Annotated in this window: 18 protein-coding genes; 6 read left to right on the top strand and 12 right to left on the bottom strand. The window is 72.3% G+C overall.

Features of this window, described 5'->3' with window-relative positions; translation table 11 throughout:
* The first annotated feature begins 44 nt into the window (after positions 1 to 44).
* Together AB0J71_RS22040 and AB0J71_RS22035 are read left to right on the top strand one after the other, a co-directional pair.
* Positions 45 to 1,568: an ATP-dependent DNA ligase gene (locus tag AB0J71_RS22040; protein ID WP_352327811.1), complete on the top strand. Its 1,524-nt coding sequence runs from the start codon at positions 45 to 47 to the stop codon at positions 1,566 to 1,568.
* A 560-nt stretch (positions 1,569 to 2,128) separates the two neighbouring features.
* A complete protein-coding gene (locus tag AB0J71_RS22035) occupies positions 2,129 to 2,941 on the top strand; it encodes a septal ring lytic transglycosylase RlpA family protein (RefSeq protein ID WP_352327810.1) in 813 nt (270 codons plus the stop codon).
* A gap of 185 nt (positions 2,942 to 3,126) precedes the next feature.
* On the opposite strand, the gene AB0J71_RS22030 is transcribed toward AB0J71_RS22035, so the two are convergent.
* A complete protein-coding gene (locus tag AB0J71_RS22030; RefSeq protein ID WP_352327809.1) occupies positions 3,127 to 3,723 on the bottom strand; it encodes a DUF1707 and DUF4870 domain-containing protein in 597 nt (198 codons plus the stop codon).
* A gap of 130 nt (positions 3,724 to 3,853) precedes the next feature.
* Here AB0J71_RS22030 and AB0J71_RS22025 point away from each other — a divergent pair, with 130 nt between their 5' ends.
* Positions 3,854 to 4,198: a hypothetical protein gene (locus AB0J71_RS22025; protein ID WP_352327808.1), complete on the top strand. Its 345-nt coding sequence runs from the start codon at positions 3,854 to 3,856 to the stop codon at positions 4,196 to 4,198.
* A gap of 44 nt (positions 4,199 to 4,242) precedes the next feature.
* Here the strand turns inward: AB0J71_RS22025 and AB0J71_RS22020 are convergent, their stop codons facing one another.
* The 6 genes from AB0J71_RS22020 to AB0J71_RS21995 all read right to left on the bottom strand — a co-directional run bounded on the left by AB0J71_RS22020 (position 4,243) and on the right by AB0J71_RS21995 (position 10,414).
* On the bottom strand, positions 4,243 to 5,346 hold the full coding sequence (locus AB0J71_RS22020) for a DUF4192 domain-containing protein (RefSeq protein ID WP_364415738.1): 1,104 nt from the start codon (positions 5,344 to 5,346) through the stop codon (positions 4,243 to 4,245).
* A 202-nt stretch (positions 5,347 to 5,548) separates the two neighbouring features.
* Positions 5,549 to 6,328, bottom strand: a complete 780-nt coding sequence (locus AB0J71_RS22015; protein ID WP_352327806.1) for an EI24 domain-containing protein — start codon at positions 6,326 to 6,328, stop codon at positions 5,549 to 5,551.
* 10 nt (positions 6,329 to 6,338) lie between these two features.
* Complete coding sequence (locus tag AB0J71_RS22010) at positions 6,339 to 6,920, bottom strand: nucleoside triphosphate pyrophosphatase (RefSeq protein ID WP_352327805.1); 582 nt, start codon at positions 6,918 to 6,920, stop codon at positions 6,339 to 6,341.
* A 28-nt stretch (positions 6,921 to 6,948) separates the two neighbouring features.
* A complete protein-coding gene (locus AB0J71_RS22005; RefSeq protein ID WP_364415736.1) occupies positions 6,949 to 7,539 on the bottom strand; it encodes a DUF937 domain-containing protein in 591 nt (196 codons plus the stop codon).
* 99 nt (positions 7,540 to 7,638) lie between these two features.
* Positions 7,639 to 9,558, bottom strand: a complete 1,920-nt coding sequence (ftsH, locus tag AB0J71_RS22000; protein WP_352327803.1) for an ATP-dependent zinc metalloprotease FtsH — start codon at positions 9,556 to 9,558, stop codon at positions 7,639 to 7,641.
* 37 nt (positions 9,559 to 9,595) lie between these two features.
* Positions 9,596 to 10,414 carry a hypothetical protein gene (locus AB0J71_RS21995; protein WP_364393207.1) on the bottom strand — a complete coding sequence of 273 codons (819 nt, stop codon included), beginning with the start codon at positions 10,412 to 10,414 and terminating at the stop codon, positions 9,596 to 9,598.
* Positions 10,415 to 10,584: 170 nt separating this feature from the next.
* On the opposite strand from AB0J71_RS21995, the gene AB0J71_RS21990 reads away from it, so the two are divergent.
* On the top strand, positions 10,585 to 11,550 hold the full coding sequence (locus tag AB0J71_RS21990; protein WP_364415734.1) for a DUF3616 domain-containing protein: 966 nt from the start codon (positions 10,585 to 10,587) through the stop codon (positions 11,548 to 11,550).
* Here AB0J71_RS21990 and AB0J71_RS21985 read toward each other — a convergent pair.
* A complete protein-coding gene (locus AB0J71_RS21985) occupies positions 11,540 to 12,208 on the bottom strand; it encodes a peptidyl-tRNA hydrolase (protein WP_352324659.1) in 669 nt (222 codons plus the stop codon). The genes AB0J71_RS21990 and AB0J71_RS21985 overlap by 11 nt on opposite strands.
* Complete coding sequence (locus AB0J71_RS21980; RefSeq protein ID WP_364415732.1) at positions 12,208 to 13,476, bottom strand: MFS transporter; 1,269 nt, start codon at positions 13,474 to 13,476, stop codon at positions 12,208 to 12,210. Before AB0J71_RS21980 ends, AB0J71_RS21985 begins: the two co-directional genes overlap by 1 nt.
* Before the next feature lie 71 nt (positions 13,477 to 13,547).
* Between AB0J71_RS21980 and AB0J71_RS21975 the strand changes: the two genes are divergently transcribed.
* Positions 13,548 to 14,498 (top strand): DJ-1/PfpI family protein, encoded by a 951-nt coding sequence (locus AB0J71_RS21975; protein WP_364415730.1) that lies wholly within the window; start codon positions 13,548 to 13,550, stop codon positions 14,496 to 14,498.
* Positions 14,499 to 14,504: 6 nt separating this feature from the next.
* Here AB0J71_RS21975 and AB0J71_RS21970 read toward each other — a convergent pair whose 3' ends face one another.
* The 3 genes from AB0J71_RS21970 to AB0J71_RS21960 all read right to left on the bottom strand — a co-directional run bounded on the left by AB0J71_RS21970 (position 14,505) and on the right by AB0J71_RS21960 (position 17,471).
* The gene (locus tag AB0J71_RS21970; RefSeq protein ID WP_364415728.1) at positions 14,505 to 15,269 is read right to left on the bottom strand and encodes a class II aldolase/adducin family protein; all 765 of its coding nucleotides are present in this window, start codon (positions 15,267 to 15,269) and stop codon (positions 14,505 to 14,507) included.
* A 76-nt stretch (positions 15,270 to 15,345) separates the two neighbouring features.
* The gene (locus tag AB0J71_RS21965) at positions 15,346 to 16,845 is read right to left on the bottom strand and encodes an FAD-dependent monooxygenase (RefSeq protein ID WP_364415726.1); all 1,500 of its coding nucleotides are present in this window, start codon (positions 16,843 to 16,845) and stop codon (positions 15,346 to 15,348) included.
* Positions 16,842 to 17,471 (bottom strand): TetR family transcriptional regulator, encoded by a 630-nt coding sequence (locus tag AB0J71_RS21960; RefSeq protein ID WP_364415724.1) that lies wholly within the window; start codon positions 17,469 to 17,471, stop codon positions 16,842 to 16,844. The genes AB0J71_RS21965 and AB0J71_RS21960 overlap by 4 nt, the downstream gene beginning before the upstream one ends.
* Positions 17,472 to 17,569: 98 nt before the next feature.
* Between AB0J71_RS21960 and AB0J71_RS21955 the strand changes: the two genes are divergently transcribed.
* Positions 17,570 to 18,145, top strand: coding sequence for an ABATE domain-containing protein (locus AB0J71_RS21955; RefSeq protein ID WP_352324652.1), 576 nt, complete (start codon positions 17,570 to 17,572; stop codon positions 18,143 to 18,145).
* Positions 18,146 to 18,191 lie beyond the last annotated feature (46 nt).

Here is an 18,191-nt window from a genome sequence, read left to right as displayed (position 1 = left end):
ATATCGGGTGGGGAAATGTCGGCGTGGTGAGGCACGATAGCGGTGTGCTTCTGATCGACGTGGTCCGGACCTCCGACGCGGTGACGCGCACCTCCGCACGGCTGGGCAAGGTCGGGCATCTGGCCGAGCTGCTCGCCCGGGTCGGCCCGGACGAGGCAGAGATCGCCATCGCCTACCTGTCGGGCGACCTGCCCCAGCGCCAGATCGGCGTGGGCTGGCGCTCGCTGGAGGACGTCCCGCAGCCCAAACTCGCCGCCACCGCCACCCTCACGACCGTCGACGCGCTGCTGACCCGGATCAAGGCCGTCTCCGGCCCCGGCTCGCAGGCGGCGCGCAGAGCGCTGGTCGCCGAGCTGTTCGCCGGGCTGACCAGCCAGGAGCAGCAGTTCATGCGCAGGCTGCTCAACGGCGAGCTGCGCCAGGGCGCCCTCGACGGCGTCATGATCGAAGCGCTGGCCAAGGCGTCCGGCGCGCCGTCGGCCGACGTGCGGCGGGCGCTCACCCTGCGCGGCTGGCTGCCCGCCGTGGGCGCGGCGGCGCTGACGGGCGGCGTGGCGGCGCTGCACGCGTTCAAGCTGGAGGTGGGGCGGCCGGTCTCCCCCATGCTCGCCGGCAGCGCGCCCAACGTGGCCGCCGCGCTGGAGAAGGCCGGCTCGCCGGCGTCCCTGGAGTGGAAACTCGACGGCGTACGCGTGCAGGCCCACCGCTCGGGCACGCAGGTGCGGGTCTTCACCCGCACCCTCGACGACATCACCGCGCAGGTGCCCGAGCTGGTCGAGGCGGTGCTCGGGCTCGACTCCGCCGACCTGGTGCTCGACGGCGAGGTCCTCGCGCTGCGGCCGGACGGGCGTCCCCACCCGTTCCAGGTGACCGCGAGCCGCGTCTCCAGCAAGACCGACGTCGCCAGGCTGCGCGAGCAGACCCCGCTCAGCGTGTTCTTCTTCGACGCGCTGCGCGCCGACGGCGCCGACCTGCTCGACCTGCCGTACTCCCAGCGCCAGGAGGCCCTGGCCCGCGCCGTCCCGCCCGGCCTGCTGACGCCGCGGCTGATCACCGCCGACGTGGCCGAGGCGGAGAAGTTCTTCACCGACGTGGTCAAGGCGGGCCACGAGGGCCTGGTGGTCAAGGCCCTGTCCTCCCCGTACGCGGCCGGCCGGCGCGGCGCGGGCTGGATCAAGGTCAAGCCCCGGCACACGCTCGACCTGGTGGTCCTGGCGGCCGAGTGGGGCCATGGCCGGCGCGAGGGCAAACTGTCCAACCTCCACCTGGGCGCACGCGACCCCGAGGGCGGGTTCGTCATGCTCGGCAAGACGTTCAAGGGGCTCACCGACGAGCTGCTGGCCTGGCAGACCGAACGCTTCCTCGAACTCGCCGACGGCCCCACCGACGAATGGGCGGTCAAGCTGCGGCCCGAACTGGTGGTGGAGATCGCCTTCGACGGCGTGCAGCGTTCACCGCGCTACCCCGGGGGGATGGCGCTGCGCTTCGCCCGGGTGCTGCGCTACCGACCGGACAAACGCCCTGAGGACGCCGACACCGTCGCCACCGTCCGCTCCCTCATGCTCTGATCCCACCCGGCCGTCCGGCACGCGGAGACCGGCTCTCAGAGGTGGACGAGGGGTCCCCTGGTGCTGCCATCGATTCCGCCCGCGCGCACGCACGGTACGTCCGCGCGCTGACCGCCGCCCCCCTCGCCACCCCTGCCTCCTATGAGGGACTGCTCACCCAAGAAGCAGGCACAGCAGCACGCGAAGGCCGGCGAACTGGGTTGCCCGCCTTGCCACCCGATCGCAGGTCCGGTGGGGCCTTCGCGGCCGCGGAGCAGGTTCGCCCTCGGTGGGGCCTGAGGTCGGATTGGTCTGGGGCGTGGTGTTAGACGAGTTCTGTCGTTCTTCGGAAACCCCAAGATCCTCGGCGTACGCTCGGCGTTCTGGGCCTCTTGCGCCCTTAAATGAGATATGTCACTGTATGTCGCATTAAGTTGTCTTTACCTGCTGTTTGTCGCATATGTTCTTCCTCGCCCGCCGGATCCCACATCCCTTGCGGGCGGACAGGCCGTCACAAGCCTCTCACTCCCCTTGACCTGGCCTTTCCCTTTCATGTCCCCTAGCTAGGACCGTGGTTTACCTTGGGCCAGCACTCCCACAAATCGTCCCCCAACGACCGCAAGCTCTCCCCGGGCAAGCGGCGCTGGACCGCTATCGCCGCTGGGGCCGCCGTAGTGGCCGCCGCCTCGACCACCGCCTGGGCCGCCGTCGGCAACGACGCCCCCAGCACCACCGCCGCCAAGGACGCCGCCACGGCGACCACCTCCACCGGCACCCCCAACCCGCCGGTCGCGGCCAACGTCTCCCAGCCCAGGACCACCACCCCGGCTCCCACGGCTTCGACCCCCAGCGCCTCGACCTCCACCGCTTCGGGGCCCAGCGCGAAGGGCGTCCCGAACGCCCCGCACGGCGCCAACCCTGCGCCGAAGGCCCCTGAGGCCGCCCGGCCCGACGCCACCGAATCGTCGGCCCCCGACACGGCCGCGTCCGACACGGCGGCCCCCGACACGGCGGCGTCCGACACGGCGGCGTCCGACACGGCGAAGAAGACGACCAAGACCGTCAAGCCGGTCAAGCTCCGGACCACGAAGCCGAAGGTCCGCGTCCTGTCCTCCGGGACGTGTGGCGCCTCGTACTACGGCGAGCCCCAGATGACGGCCAGCGGGGAACGCTTCAACCCCTCCGCCATGACCGCCGCCCACAAGACCCTTCCGCTGGGCAGCCGTGTCCGCGTCACCAACCCGCGCAACGGCTCGTCGGTCACCGTACGCATCAACGACCGCGGCCCGTACGTGGGCGGCCGGTGCCTCGACCTCTCCACGGCCGCGTTCGACGCGATCGGCAGCCTGGGGGCGGGCGTGATGACCGTCCGCTACGAAGTCCTGGCCCGCTGACCGCGTTCGGCCTCTCCTCGGCCGTCCATCGACGTACGTCCCTCGACCCCGATACCGCGGGCCCGATCCGGATCCCCGGTCCCCGCCATTCCCGGACGTCCCCGCCATCGCGCAGGCCGCCGGACATGCCCTCACCAGTCCCCTGCCGTTCACGGACGTCCCCCGACATCCGCTCTCCGCGGGCGTTACTTGACCAGGCGGACCGTCAGCGGGTAGCGGAAGCTGCTTTCGGCCAGGGCCGAGATGCCGCCGACGATGCCCAGGACGACGGCGGCGACCCAGATCACCGGCAGCAGCACGATGCCGATGACGGTGAGCGGCAGGATGCAGGTCGCCCCCACCACGGTGAGCTGGAAGTTCAGGGCCTCCAGCGCCTGCTGCCGCAGGTAGGGAGAGGTCTTGGCCGCCGTGAGGAGCAGGATCAACGGGCCCACCACCGGGATCCCGATGGCCATCAGCAGGTGGCCGAAGGCGGCCTGGACGCGTTCGTTGCTCTCCGAAGCCCGTTCCGGACGGACCGGCCGGGGCGTCGGCGGCGCGAATCTCGGCACCGCCATCGTCCCGTACAGCTCGTTCATGATGGGCATCAGGTCGCCGTGCGTCCGCGCGGTCATCGCGCGTTCCAGCCGGTCGTCGAACTCCAGCTTGTCGAAGCGGCCCTCCGCGTAGGCGGCCTTGACGTGCTCGACGACGTGCTCTCGGTCCTGGTGGGTGACGCGCAGATGAGCTGGCGGCACCTGTCCCGGCCCGGGGGTCTTGGGTACCCCAGCCATGATGGTCATGCCTCTCCTTGGATTCGGCAGTCAACTTTCATACTGCGTCCTCGGAGCCGGACGTGCCATCGGGAGAAACCCCGAGCTGTCCCCGAGATCATCCCCGACACCGGCGCTCCGGACGGTATAAAAAGGATCCATGAGATGGCGAGACCGCTACGGTATCCGTCGGCTGCGCGGGCAGAAGATCGCGCGGTTCGACCGCGAGGCGACCGATGCCGACATCGAAGCGCTCATCGCCTTCGCACGTTCGCGGCGTGGCGTCGAGTTCTACGTCGAGCCGGAGACGTTCGCCACCGACACGACAGCTGTGGCGGTGGCCGACGACGGCGAGTGGACCAGGCGCAGGGTCGGGTCGCCCGCGGTGATCCACAAGGTGGCCCGGGATCTGGCGTTACCGGTGTACGACGTGCAGCTGACGGGCTATCCTCCTCGGATGCGTGCGTACAACGAGCGCCGGCGCCGCGAAGAAGGCAGCCTGTAGTTCCGGCGGGAAGGGTGCTGGTGGAGGCCACCGGCACCCTTTCTTCATGCGCTCCCACCCGCCCCCCGGTGCCGGTCGGGCCCCGGCGGGGACGGGACGTCGTCGAGCAGGCCGAGCATGGGGATCAGCCAGCCGCCGTTGACCGGGCCCATGGCGGTGTCGAGCTCGGCGGGGGTGGGCAGGCGGTCTCGCACGACGGCGGGTGAGAGCAGGCCCTGCAGGGCGTGCATCAGGAGGTTGGCCATCGAGTAGTGGGGGTCGGTGGTGAGGGCACGTTCGAGGGCGATGGTGGCCAGGATGTTGTCGCCCGTGCGCCAGGCCGCCATGGCCAGCAAGGAGGCGGCCGGCGGGACGAAGCGGGGCTCCAGGCGGCGAGTGAGGTCTTTCCACAGGGGCAGGTGGGCCTCGCGCATCATGGTCCAGGCTTCGTCGCGGACTCTGATCACGGTCAGGGCCAGGCCCAGCCGGGCGGCTGCGAGGTCGTCGAGGCGGGCGCCGCGGGCGTGGGCGGTCAGGGTGGCGCGGACTTCGGCGAGCGCCTCGGCGACGTAGCCGCGGGCGAAGGTGTCCAGGTCTGGGGCGGCCACCAGGCGGGCTCGCACCTCGGCGACGGCGGTGGCGGTGGCCTGACGCATCGCCAGGCGGACCGGGCCGGCGGCGGGGGCGATCGTGCGTTCGAGACTGCGACGGTCGGGGAGGGCGACCAGGCCGCGCACGGTGGCCTCGGCGGCGATCTGGCTGGTGGTCGGGTCGTACGGGGTGCCTTCCGGCGGGCAGCAGCGGGGCAGGTCGCAGACGTAGGACCAGTAGCGGCCTTCGTGGGCGCGGAGCGCCTCGCCCACGCGGATCTCCGACGCGGCGGCCAGCCGCCTGGCCTCGTCGACGGCGGGCGTGACGGTGTCGCCTCTGCCGTAGCCGACGATGACCAGCTCGGTGACGCCTTCGCGGGACAGCAGGCCGGTGAGGGGGTCGAGGGTGCCCTGGGGGATCGGGAGGTCCCACCTCGCGGCCACCTTGGCGTGGCCCCGGTGGAGGCCGATCACGACCAGGCTGTCGTGGGGGTGGAAGCCGACCAGGTAGGGGACGGCGGCCAGGATGTCGGCCGGGCTGGTGAGCGTGAGGCAGGAGGCCGGGGCGTTGGTCGTCATGAGCGTCAAGGGTGCCGGGGAGGCACGTCCCGAAAACGCCCGAGCGCGATTCTGTGGATGACGAGCGCCCCGACACCTCATCCTGTGGACGGCAGCGCGGGTGGAACAACCCAGCAGGTCAGGGGATGGGCTGCGGGTGGGGACCAGCCTGGTGGGGGTTACGCGGGTAGGAGTCAGGCCGCTGGGAGCACGCGGGCGGAGGTCACGTCGGTGGGATCACGTGGGTGGGGTTGGGGGTGGGGTCGGGGGGTGGGGTGGGGGATATGCGGGTGCGTACGAGGAGGGCGGCGCCGGCCACCGCGGCCGGCATGGCCACCACCGCCACGAACGGCACCAGGAACAGCAGGAACCCCACCACCCCGAACCCCAGCGTGACCCCCATGTTCCGGCGCAGCAGCGCGAAGCGTTCCTTCCTGGCCACCCCCCGGCGTTCGAGGGCCAGCGTGGTCAGCTCGACCGTCAGGAAGAACCCGGAGATGAAGGCGCCGATCACCGGCACCACCGTCTGGCCGATCACCGGCACGAACCCCAGGAAGAACAGCGGCACGGTGAACAACAGCACGTAGAACAGGGTGACCAGGCTGTCCCTGATCGAGCGGGGCAGCGTACGCCACCACGGCTGCTCCACCGCGCCGGGCAGCGGGTCGGCCTCGGCCGATAGACGTTCGTAGAACGGCTCGCCGATCGCCAGCGTCAGCGCCGTGAACGTCAGCACCGCCAGCGCCAGCCCGCCGAGGAAGAGCGCGATGCCCACCAGCGTGCGGAACAGGTCGGCCCAGCTCCACGAGTCGGCGAACGGGGTGAAGAACTCGGCCAGGTCGCGCGCGTGGGTGCCGAGCAGGATCAGCGCCGCCACGTAGACGGCGAACGCGATCACCGCAGGGATCAGCCCGAACAGCCACCACCGGCCGTGCCGCGACACCCATCCCAGACCCTGGAAGAAGAAGCCGACGCCGGCGGCGAAGTCGCGCAGAGATCGCATGCCCGGCAGGCTAGCGCCAGAACGACGTGACCGCGTAACCCAGCTCGTCGAACAGCTCGCGCAGCAGCGGCAGGGACACCCCGAGCACGTTGCCGTGGTCGCCCTCGATGCCCTCGACGAACCAGCCGCCGCGCCCCTCGATGCTGAACCCGCCGGCCAGGCCGAGCGGCTCGCCGGTGGCGACGTAGGCGGCGATCTCCTCCTCCGACGGCTGGCCGAAGCGCACCACGGTGGTGGCCACCTGCGCGGCCTGCCGGCCGGCCGGCACGTCGATCACGCAGTGGCCGGTCACCAGGCGGCCGGTGCGCCCGCGCATGATGCGCCAGCGCTCGACGGCCTCCTCGGGCGTGCCGGGCTTGCCGTAGGGGCGGCCGTCGAGTTCGAGGATCGAGTCGCAGCCGATGACCAGCCCCTCCTCCAGCCCGCTCGCGACGGCCTGCGCCTTGGCCTTGGCCAGGACGAGGCTGAGCGCCGCCGGCGAATGCGCGGAGAAGGCGTCCTCGTCGACCCCGGAGACGATCACCTTGGGGTCGAGGCCGGCGTTGCGCAGCACGGTGAGGCGGGTGGGCGAGGCAGAGGCCAGAACGATCACCGTCCCAGCTTACCGAAGGCCCGCGCGGTCACCAGTCGTGGTTGGGGGTGCCCCTCGCGGGCTGCCGGTCGGCCGGGTCGTACGGGCCGCCCTGGGCCGGGACGGTGCCGCCGAAGATGCCGCTCAGCAGGCCGTCGAGCAGGTGGCCGAGGCCGCCGGGCAGCGAGGCGTGCTCCTCGCGCAGCTCGGCGGCCAGGGCGGAGGCGTCCATGTTGGCCTTGGCGGCGCGGGCCGCCAGGAGGGACATGACCATGGGGGCGACCAGCGGGAGCAGCCGCATGATGGTGCCGGAGCTGACGCCGGCCAGTTGCGAGAGCCCGGCCGCGGCCCGTTCGGTGCCCTGGCCGCCGAGGACGTGGCCGAGGATGCTGTGGCCGTCGCGGGTCAGCGAGGCGACGTCGCCGTTGAAGGGGTCGGCGTCGACGTGGTCGTCGAGGGCGCCGCGCAGGGCCTCGGCGCCGTCGGGGTGCTCGGCGTTGCGGGCCATGCCGCCGATCACGGTGCCGGCCACGGCCTCGACGACCTTGCGCGCCGTGGCCGTGTCGGTGCCGAGCATGCCGGCGATCTGGTCTACGCCTGAGTCGCCGAGCTGGGTGAGGAGCTCGTCATTCAGTGTCAAGGCAGTCCCCCGATCCGAGTCGCGGGAGACGTTCCCCGGCCGTGATCGAGGCAAGGCCGGGGTTCCGCTAAGTCTCGGGAAAGGCGGGTCTGCCGGGGCTCAGTCGAGTGCGGGCTGCTTGCTGCCGCTGGTCAGGCCGGCGGCGGCGTACGCGCTCGCCTCGTCGAGCGTCTCGTGTTCGAGCAGGGCCGCCACGATGCCGTCGAGCCGTTCGCGGTTCTCGGTGAGCACCTGGACGGCGCGCTCGTAGCACTCGTCCACGATGCGCCGGGCCTCCTCGTCGACGGTGGCCAGCGTGGCCGGCGACGCCTGCGGCGAGGAGCCGTCGTTGGGCAGGATGGTCAGCGGGCCGATCTTCTCCGACATGCCCCAGCGGCCCACCATGCCGCGCGCGATCATGGTGACCTGTTCGAGGTCGTTCTCGGCGCCGGTGGTGATGATGCCGTAGACGACCTGCTCGGCCGCCATGCCGCCGAGCGCGCCGGTGATGCGCCCGCGCAGGTACGGCTCGTCGTAGGCGTAGCGGTCGGTGTCGGGCGTGGACAGCGTGACGCCGAGCGCCCGGCCGCGGGGGATGATCGAGATCTTCCTGACCGGGTCGGCGCCGGGCTGGAGCATGCCGAGCAGGGCGTGCCCGGCCTCGTGGAAGGCGGTGCGGGTGCGCTCCTCCTCCGGCATCACGATGCTGCGGGCCGCGCCGAGCTGGAGCTTCTCCAGCGCGTCCGCGAAGTCGGACATGTCGACCTTCTCCTTGCCGCGCTTGGCGGCAAGGAGTGCGGCCTCGTTGACCAGGTTGGCCAGGTCGGCGCCGGTCATGCCGGGGGTGGTCTTGGCGATGCGGTCGAGGCTGACCTCGCCGTCGAGCGGCACGCCGCGCGAGTGGACCTCCAGGATGGCCGTGCGTCCGGCCGCGTCGGGCAGGCCCACCTGCACCGTGCGGTCGAAGCGCCCGGGACGCAGCAGCGCCGGGTCGAGGATCTCGGGCCGGTTGGTGGCCCCGATGACGATCACGCCCTCGGCGCCGGAGAAGCCGTCCATCTCGGTGAGGATCTGGTTCAGCGTCTGCTCGCGCTCGTCGTGGCCGCCGATGCCGCCCGCGCCGCCGCGGGCCCGTCCGATGGCGTCGATCTCGTCGATGAACACGATCGAGGGCGCGACCTTGCGGGCCTCCTCGAACAGGTCGCGGACGCGCGAGGCGCCCACGCCGACGATCATCTCGATGAACTCGGAGGCGCTGGCCGAGAAGTACGGCACCTTGGCCTCGCCCGCCACGGCCCTGGCCAGCAGCGTCTTGCCGGTGCCGGGAGGGCCGGCGAGCAGCACGCCCTTGGGCAGCTTGGCGCCCAGCCTGCGGTACTTGCCGGGGTCCTTCAGGTAGTCGACGACCTCGACGAGCTCGTTCTCCACCTCGTCGATGCCGGCGACGTCGTCGAACGTGACGCGCACCTTGCCGGCCTCGACCGGCTTGGCGGCCTTGGACTTGCCGAGCCCGCTCAGGCCGCCGCCCATCATGCTGGCGCCGCGGCGCATGATCCAGATCCACAGGCCGGCCAGCAGCAGCACGGGCAGCAGCGACAGCAGCAGGTTGGAGAAGAAGCCGCGGGTCAGCGGCTTGGACGTGGTCTCCACCTGGGCCGACTTGAGCTGCTGGTCGAGCTGGTCGGTGTTGGCGAAGGCGGGGATCTCGGTCTGGAACTTGGTGTAGGACTCGTTGCTCTCGGGGTTCTTGGCCGCGCTCCTCAGGTCGCCCTCGACCGACAGCCCCTGGGCGTAGATGTCCTTGACGTTCTTCGCCTCGACCTGCTTGGTGAACTCGGTGTAGGAGATCGTCTCGACCGAGTTGTTGTCGACCAGCGAGGAGACGACGAAGAAGCCCGCGTACACGACGAGCAGGGTGACGACGAAGCGCCACCAGTTGATCTTCGGCCGCCCGCCTGGCGAACCGGGCAGGCCTTCCGAGCGCCAGGGCGGCTTGACCTTGCCCTTGTTCGGTGCCTGCGGCGGTCCAGAGCGTTCCACGGCGTCACTCCCCCACATCGCCGCATACATGATCTTTCTAGCCTAGAACACGCACTCCTGAGACGACGCGGCCAATATCACGCCAGCGCTTTCTCTGCGAGTCAGGCACTGTGACGAACGCAAGTCCCGGCTTGCTCATTCCCCCGTCCATCACCACGACGGCCGCTCGAGAGGAATGTTTGCCGTATTTGACGCGGTATACGAGCATCCATCCGGTTTTGACGCGTTGTGAGGCGAGCCAGCTGATCTTGGAGCCCTTGGGGTGGTGGTTGAGCGTCCAGCGCGCGGCCAGCAGCGCCGTGTCGCGCGGCGACTTCTGCTCCATGATCGGCAACGGGCAGGTCACCAGCATGCCGCGCAGCCTGCCGCCGCGCACCGCCGGCAGCACCTGCTTGCTGGTGAACGGCGCCGCCCCGTGCGTCTTCCACGGCTTGCCCAGCCGCGGCACGGCCAGGCCGGTGCGCCGGTCCTTCATCAGCCGCCTGGCCGGCCGGGGCAGGGCCATCCGCTTGACCCGGCCGGTCAGGCGGGGCACCCGCGGGTCGGCGTACAGGGCCTGCATGGCGGTGTAGCCGGGCGCGAGCGAGGCGCCCGGCGACGGCGACGGGGTCGCCGTGAGCGCCGACGTCGGCGTGAGGGAGGAGGTCGGCGTGGCGGACGACGTTGGCGTGGGGGTGGCCGACGGGGTGGGGGCCGGCGCGGATGGGGCCGGCGCGGACGAGGCGGGTGCGGCCGGCGGCGCGGTTACCGGCCCCGCCACGACCTCGTCCGGCCCGGACGGGAGCGCCAGGACGATCACCGTGGCGCCGACCGCCACGGCCGCCACGACGGCGAGCCCCCGATAGATCGACCGCATGCGGACATCGCCGATGCGGGAGCGCCTGGGCGGTGAAACAGGGTTCGCAGGGCGGTCTGTGGTTCTCACTCGTGAACCCTCGGTCTCATCTTCCCCATGGAGCACGACGGGAGCGTACGACATATCCCGCCATTGCGTGTGTGAAGCGACCGAAGTGCAATCATGGCGGGGTGGAACAGGTGGAACTGCGGTTCGGCGAGGACTCCCGGTTCGCCCAGACGCACACGAATCTCTCCGCGGTCAGGTGGGAGCCGTCGGGCCTGTGGGTGGCCGGCGACGAGACCGCCACCGTCGAGCGGCTCACCTGGACCGGCGACCACTACGGCGACGAGCGCTCGTTCTTCCTGGCCGACTACGTGAACCTGCCCGCCGGACGCTTCGACGAGGCCGACATCGAGGGCCTGGCCAGGGCCGACGGCCATCTGTGGGCGGTCGGCTCGCACAGCCTCAAGCGCCGCAAGGCCAAGCCGGGCTCGCCGGAGAAGTCGATCAGACGGCTGGGCACGGTCGTCCGCGAGGAGAACCGGTTCATCCTGGTCCGCCTGCCGCTGGACGGCACCGGCGAGCGCCCGCTGCCCGGCGCGATCCTGTCCGGCGAGCGCAACGTCGCCGCCATGCTGGCCGATGACCGCCATCTGGCGCCGTTCCTGGCGCTGCCGGGCAAGGACAACGGGCTCGACATCGAGGGCATCGCGGTCGTGGGCGAGCGGGTCTACCTCGGGCTGCGCGGGCCGGTGCTGCGCGGCTGGGCGGTGGTGCTGGAGATCCGTCCGGTGGACGACGGCGGCGGCCGGTTACGGCTCGACGGGCCGTACCGCAAGCACTTCCTCGACCTCGGCGGGCTGGGCGTGCGGGACATGTGCCCGCACGGCGGCGACCTGCTGCTGCTCACCGGCCCCACGATGAGCCTGGACGGCCCGGTCCGCGTCGTGCGCTGGCGGGAGCGGCAGGGCGGCGGGCTGGTGCCCGCGCACGACCTGGAGACGGTCCTGGAGCTGCCCTACGGCGTCGGCGACGACCATCCGGAAGGGCTGGCCGTGCTGCCCGACGGCCGGCTCATGGTCGTCTACGACAGCCCGTCGCCCGCCCGCATCACCCCGGCGGGCGGCGTGCTGGCCGACGTCTTCACGATCTAGCGACCCGCCCGAGCAGCCAGGGCGCCTCGGCGACGAACGTGCACGAACCCGGCTCGATCTCGGTGAACCCGGCGTCGCGCACCACGGGCAATCCGGCGGCCACCTTGGCGTCGAAGTCGTCCCTGCCGGACGCGGCGCGCACGGAGACCGCCAGGCCGTCCGCCCGCCAGGCGGCCCGCTCGGCCTCGTCGCTGGCCCACCAGGCGAGCTGCGCGGCGTGCCCGGCCTGGGCCATGGCCTTGCCCGCCGACATGGTCAGCGCGGGGTTCTCCCACAGGACCGGCGGCCCGGCGGGCGGCTCGCCGGGCTCGGCGGCGTCGCTCAGCTCGGTGCCGCCCACCTGGAGCCGGGCCAGATCCTTGGGCCAGGCGTCGAGCGGGACGGGCGGGTGCACCCGCACCTGCGCCGTGCGGTGCTCGACCGTGCGGCCGGGGAGCGCGGCGGCCCTGCGCCACTCGGCGCCCCTGGCGCGCCGCACCACCTTGCGGATCTTGCCGGTGGACTGCCAGGCGTGCAGCTCCGCGGCCCACTCCCCCGGGTCGTCCAGCAGGCTCAGCACGGCCATGGCGGCGGCCTCCAGCGCGTCGGTGCGCTCGGGGGGAGCGGCCCTCTCGATCCTGACCACGAGGGGGAGGACCATCAGTTCGGTCTCGTTCATCACCGTCTAGCATGCCGGATGGCCAGAGACATTCCCGCGGCCAGCAGGCAGAGGGCGCCGGCGGCGTACCAGGCCAGGTCGTAGGCGCCGAGGTGGTCGCGGGTCAGGCCGGCGCCCACGGCGGCGACGGCGGCGCCCACCTGGTGGGAGGCGAACACCCAGCCGAACACGACCGCGCCGTCCTGGCCGTAGATCTGGCGGCACAGGGCGACGGTCGGGGGCACGGTGGCCACCCAGTCCAGGCCGTAGAACACGATGAAGATCAGCATGCTGGGCTCGGTGGTGGCCGCGAACAGGCCGGGCAGCAGCATCAGCGACAGGCCGCGCAGGCCGTAGTAGACGCCGAGCAGCAGCTTGGGGTTGACCTTGTCGCTGAGCCAGCCGGAGGCGACCGTCCCGGCGATGTCGAAGATCCCGATGATGGCGAGCAGGCCGGCGGCGACCGGCTCGGCCATGCCGTGGTCGTGCGCGGCGGGGATGAAGTGCGTGCCGACCAGGCCGTTCGTGCTCATGCCGCAGATCGCGAAGCCGCCGGCGAGGAACCAGAAGGGCCGCGTGCGCGCGGCCGACCGCAGCACCGTCAGCGCCCGCGCCGCCGCGTTCCCGCCGGCCGGCCCGGTCCGTACGGCGCCCGCCTCGGCGCCGAACGCCGTCGTGCCCACCTCCTCGGGGTGGTCGCGCAGCAACCACCAGACGAACGGCACCACCGCGAGCGCGGCGCCGGCCACCGTCAGGGAGGCCACCCGCCAGCCCGGCCCCTCGGCGAGCCAGGCCAGCACGGGCAGGAAGATGAGCTGCCCGGTCGCGCCCGCCGCGGTCAGGATGCCGGTGACGAGCCCCCGGTGCCGGACGAACCAGCGGTCGGTCACCGTGGCGGCGAACACCAGCGCCATCGACCCGGTGCCGAGCCCGATGAACACGCCCCAGAACAGCAGCAGGTGCCAGCTCGCCGTCATGATCACGGTGAGCCCGCTGCCCACCGCGACCAGCAGCAGGGCCAGCGACACCACGCGGCGCATGCCGAAGCGGTCCATCAGCGCGGCGGCGAAGGGCGCGGTGAGCCCGTAGAGCACCAGGTTGATCGACACTGCCAGCGAGATCGTGCCCCTGCTCCAGCCGAACTCGTCGTGCAGCGGGGTGATCAGCACGCCGGGGGTGGCGCGGAAGCCGGCCGCGCCGAGGATGGCCACGAAGGCCACGGCCGCGACCCACCAGGCGCGGTGGATCCTGCGGGTCCGCGTGGGGGTGGGGGTGGTGCTCAACGTCATGCGCCAATCCTGATTCATCGCATTTTGACGGCGCGAGTGGCCCGAAAGCCAATATGTGCAAGAATCGGGCCATGGCCCATCGTGTCGCGGTCGTCGTGCTGAACCACTTCGCCCCGCTCGACCTCGGCGTGCCCGGCCAGGTCTTCGAGTCGGCCGAGACGCCGGACGGCGAGAAGCTCTACGAGGTCGTGACCTGCTCCCCCGACCGCGAGCCGGTCCGCTGCACGGCCGGTTACACCGTGCTGCCCGACCACGACCTCGACGTGCTGGACACGGCCGACACGGTGCTGGTCCCCGGCATCCACGCGGGCCGGGCGATGAAGGACGGCACGATCACCGACACCCTGCGCGCCGCCCTGCAGGACCGTCCGCGGGTCATGTCGATCTGCACGGGCGCGTTCGTGCTGGCCGCGGCTGGCCTGCTGGACGGCCGTCCGGCCACCACGCACTGGCGCGAGGCGGCCCGGTTCGCCGCCCTGTTCCCCCAGGTCAAGCTGGACCCCGACGTGCTCTTCGTGGACGACGGCGACGTGCTGACCTCGGCCGGGGTGGCGGCGGGCCTCGACCTGTGCCTGTACGTGATCAAGCGCGACCACGGCACCGAGGTGGCCAACCGGGCCGCCCGCCGCTGCGTGATGCCGCCCTGGCGGGACGGCGGCCAGGCGCAGTACATCGAGCGCCCCCTGCCGCACGACGGCGCCGGCGGCACCGCCGCGACCCGCGACTGGATGCTGGCCCACCTCGACGCCCCGCTCGACCTCAACGCGCTGGCCGCGCACGCCAGGATGAGCGTGCGCACCTTCACCAGGCGCTTTCGCGAGGAGACCGGGATGAGCCCGGCCAAATGGCTGTCCGGCCACCGCGTCCGCCACGCCAGGCGGCTGCTGGAGACCACCGACCTCGGCGTGGAGGAGGTGGCCAGGCGCTCCGGCTTCGGCACGGCGGTCTCGCTCCGGCAGCACCTGCACGCGGCCGTCGGCGTCGCGCCGCTGACCTACCGGCACACCTTCCGCAGTTCCTGAGAGCCCCTACTCGAACAGGTCGGGCTGCTCGCGCACGATCTGGTCGTGCAGCGGCTGGTAGTTGATCCAGCCGACCAGGTCGTTGCCGATCTGCTGGTGGGTCAGCGCGGCGTTGTCGGGCTCGATGGGCACGACCTGGCCGGCGGCCTTGGCCAGGAGCTGCACCTGGGCCGAGCGTTCCATGGTGATGAACCACCAGGCGGCCGCGTCGACCGTGTCGCCGACCGTCAGCAGGCCGTGGTTGCGCAGCACGAGGGCCTTGTTGCCGCCCAGCGTCGCGGCGATGCGCTTGCCCTCCTCCAGGTCGGTCACGACGCCCGTGTAGTCGTCGAACAGCGCGTTGTCCCGGTAGAAGGCGCAGGCGTCCTGGGTGATGGGCTCGATGGTCTGGCCGAGCGCGGACAGGGCGCGGCCGTGGATCGAGTGGCTGTGGGCGGCCGCGACGACGTCGGGACGGGCCTGGTGCACCTGGGAGTGGATGGCGAAGGCGGCCTCGTTGACGTGGTGGCGGCCCTCGACGACCTGGCCCTCGTGGTTGACCAGGATGAGGTCGCTGACCCTGACGTGCTTGAAGGACATGCCGAACGGGTTGACCCAGAAGTGGTCGCTCAGCTCGGGGTCGCGGGCGGTGATGTGCCCGGCCACGCCCTCCTCGAAGCCGAACCTGCCGAAGATGCGCAGCGCCGCCGCGAGCCGTTCCTTGCGGTGCCGCCGCTCCTCCTCGATCGTCTCGAACGTCGGCGGCAGGCGGAAGATGAGGTTGTCCGGCAAGGTTCTCCTTGTGCACAGAATGTTGTTCTGACCGCAGACTAACGCCTGACGGCACGCCCGCCGTCCATGCCGCTGCCTACGCCGCCACCTCCACACCCTTGCCGAACCAGGTCTCCAGCGCCTGGGTCAGCGTCTCGTCCGGCGTGCCCGCCCAGGCCACGTAGCCGTCGGGGCGCACCAGGACGGCCTCGGCCGGGCACGACGGCATGGTGACCGTCTCGACCCGCTCGTGGCGCACGCGCAGCTCGCCGGTGCGGTCGAGCAGCAGCGGGCGGGCCCGGGAGGCGGGCTCGGCGGGCAGGTCGGCCAGGAACCGGCCGGCGAGGGGATGCGCGCTGCCGGGCGCCGGGTAGGGCAGGTCGGAGCCCGCCATGAGCGCCGCGACGCGCCGCCGGTTGGCGTCGTCGTCCAGCAGCTCGGCGAACAGCGTGCGCAGCGCGGTGACGTCGGGGCCGGGCGCGGCCAGGGCGAGCTGGGCGCTGGAGTGCACGGCCACCCGCTCGGCGGCGGGCCTGCGCTCGGCGTCGTAGGTGTCGAGCAGCCCCTCGGGCGCCCAGCCCTGGAGCGCGGCGGCCAGCTTCCAGGCCAGGTTGGCGGCGTCCTGGAGGCCGAGGTTGAGCCCGGGCGCGCCCATGGCCGAGTGCACGTGGGCGGCGTCGCCGGCCACGAACACGCGGCCGGCCCGGTAGCGGTCGGCCACCCGGGTCTCGCGGCCGTTCAGCCGCCGGAGCAGGTGGGGGCCCTCGCCGGCGGGCGGGGCGAGCGGCAGGTCGGCCCCGAGCACGCGGGCCAGGCTCGCGCGCAGCTCGCCGATCGTCATCGGCACGTCGTCGCCGGGGGCCTCGCCGTCGCCGGAGGTCTCGCCGCTCCACTCCATCGCGGTGACCGAGAGCACGCCCGGCCCCGTGGGCAACATCGCGTACGCGCCGCGCTCGGTCCGGTGCCAGGTGTAGAGCACGAACGTGCCGTGGCCGGGCACCTCCATCTCGGCCGTGCCGCGCCGCACGACCGCTCCGGGCACGGTGACGTGGGCCGTGCGGCTGACGACGTCGGGCGCGCTCACTCCCGGGAAGCCGATGCCGGCCCGCTTCCTGACCAGGCTGTGGGCGCCGTCGCAGCCCACCAGGTAGCACGTGCGCAGCTCGTAGGGGCCCTCGGGGCCTGTCACGGAGAGCGTGACGCCGTCGGCGTCCTGCTCGAAGCCGGTCAGCTCGTGGCCGCGCCGGATCTCCACGCCCAGCTCGGCGGCCCGCCGCTCGAACAGCTCCTCCAGCTCCGGCTGCCGGACGTGCAGCGCGCGCAGCGGGTTGTCGTCGAGCCTCGCCAGGTCGAGCGGCATGGCGCCGAAGACGAACGCCGGCACCGGCACGGGCGCCGCGGCCAGCCCCCGCTGGTGCAGCAGGCCGACGACCTGGCCGACGATGCCGTTGGCCTTGGGCCGGTCGCTGCGGGCGGGCAGGCGTTCGAGCACGACGGGCCGGACTCCGGCCAGGCTGAGCTCGCAGGCCAGCATCAGGCCGTTGGGCCCGGCGCCGACGATGACGACGTCGGCGACCGTGGGGTCCGCTGCGGTCATGGGGTGTCTCCTTCGGTTCGGGGGTGGGGGGCGGGCAGCCCCGCGGCCAGGCGGTGCAGCGCCTCGCGCAGCACCGGCACCAGCGGGACGGGCGGGTCGGAGCGCAGCCAGTGGCCGACGGCCACCTGCACGGCGGCGCTCACGGTGGCCGCCACCAGGTGCGGGTAGAGGTCTCGGTCCGGATCGGCGCCCGTGCGCTCGGCCACGGCCGCGGCCAGCTCGCCGTCGGCCGCGAACTGGGCCTTCAGCGCCTCGGCGCGCAATGCGGGCTCCTCGGCCAGCAGCCTGGTGAGGGCCAGCCGGTCGGCGTCGGGCGGCCCCGGGCTGGTCAAGGCGTGTTCCCAGGGCTCGGCGACGGCCGCGATCAGCGCCTCCCACAGCGGCTCTGCCGCCGGGCGGGCCCGCAGCACGGTCACCGTCCGGCGGACGCGGTCGGTGTGGCGGGCGGCGAGGGCCTCGTACTTGCTGGAGAAGTAGTTGTTGAACGTGCGCGGCGACACGCCGACCAGCTCGGCGACGTCCTCCACCCGGACGTTCTCCAGGCCGCGCTCCAGGGCCAGCCGGAGCGCCGCGTCCATCAGCGCCTCGCGGGTCGCCTGCTTCTTCCGTTCCCTCAATCCGGTCACCCTTTCAGATTACGCAGTTTTTCCGATCAAGCAATCTTTCTGGTTAAGCAATTTTTTGCCTAACGGGGGCACGAGCCAGCTGGCGTTAGATTGGAGGCATGTCCACCACGCTGACCATGGAGTTCGCCGGCACGGTCAGGGCCGACCGCTCCGGGCCCGTCGACCGACTGCGCGACGCCGCCGCGATGACCGAATGGCTCCGCGAGCACGCGGCCGACCTGGACGTGCCGCCCGGCTTCACCGCCACGGAGGAACTGCGCGAGCAGACCGTACGGCTGCGCCAGGCCGTCCGGGCGCTGCTGGCCAAGGCGATCGCCCCGGCACCGCCGAGCGTCGCGGACGCGGCCGGCCTGCCCGGTTTCGCCGAGTCGCTGGCCCTGGTCAACGCGACCGCCCTGGCCGCCCCCACGGCCCCGCAACTGTCGTGGACCGGCGAGCCGGCGCTGACCATGGCCCCCGCGACCAAGGCGAACCCGTCCACGCGCCTGCGGGGACGGCTCGCCGTCGCGGCGGTGGAGTTCCTGGCCGGGCCCGACCGCGCCCTGCTCCGCACCTGCGGGGCCCCGCGCTGCGTGCTCTATTTCGTCAAGGAGCACCCGCGCCAGGAGTGGTGCTCACCGGCGTGCGGCAACCGCGCGCGGGCGGCCAGGCACTACCGGGAGCACAAGAAATAGCCTCCTCTAACGCCAACGACCTACTTTTGCCGTTATATTGATTTCT

The organism is Nonomuraea sp. NPDC049637, from assembly GCF_040675235.1.
Taxonomy (GTDB): domain Bacteria; phylum Actinomycetota; class Actinomycetes; order Streptosporangiales; family Streptosporangiaceae; genus Nonomuraea.
This window is presented reverse-complemented; position numbering and strand designations above follow the sequence as displayed.

Coding starts and splice junctions, on each gene's coding strand:
- AB0J71_RS22015 (WP_352327806.1), bottom strand. CDS start 6,328: ATGCGATCTCTGCGCGACTTCGCCGCCGGCGTCGGCTTCTTCTTCCAG.
- AB0J71_RS21975 (WP_364415730.1), top strand. CDS start 13,548: ATGGCCCATCGTGTCGCGGTCGTCGTGCTGAACCACTTCGCCCCGCTC.
- AB0J71_RS22030 (WP_352327809.1), bottom strand. CDS start 3,723: ATGACCATCATGGCTGGGGTACCCAAGACCCCCGGGCCGGGACAGGTG.
- AB0J71_RS21995 (WP_364393207.1), bottom strand. CDS start 10,414: ATGCGGTCGATCTATCGGGGGCTCGCCGTCGTGGCGGCCGTGGCGGTC.
- AB0J71_RS21980 (WP_364415732.1), bottom strand. CDS start 13,476: ATGACGTTGAGCACCACCCCCACCCCCACGCGGACCCGCAGGATCCAC.
- AB0J71_RS21985 (WP_352324659.1), bottom strand. CDS start 12,208: ATGAACGAGACCGAACTGATGGTCCTCCCCCTCGTGGTCAGGATCGAG.
- AB0J71_RS22025 (WP_352327808.1), top strand. CDS start 3,854: ATGAGATGGCGAGACCGCTACGGTATCCGTCGGCTGCGCGGGCAGAAG.
- AB0J71_RS22020 (WP_364415738.1), bottom strand. CDS start 5,346: ATGACGACCAACGCCCCGGCCTCCTGCCTCACGCTCACCAGCCCGGCC.
- AB0J71_RS21955 (WP_352324652.1), top strand. CDS start 17,570: ATGTCCACCACGCTGACCATGGAGTTCGCCGGCACGGTCAGGGCCGAC.
- AB0J71_RS21965 (WP_364415726.1), bottom strand. CDS start 16,845: ATGACCGCAGCGGACCCCACGGTCGCCGACGTCGTCATCGTCGGCGCC.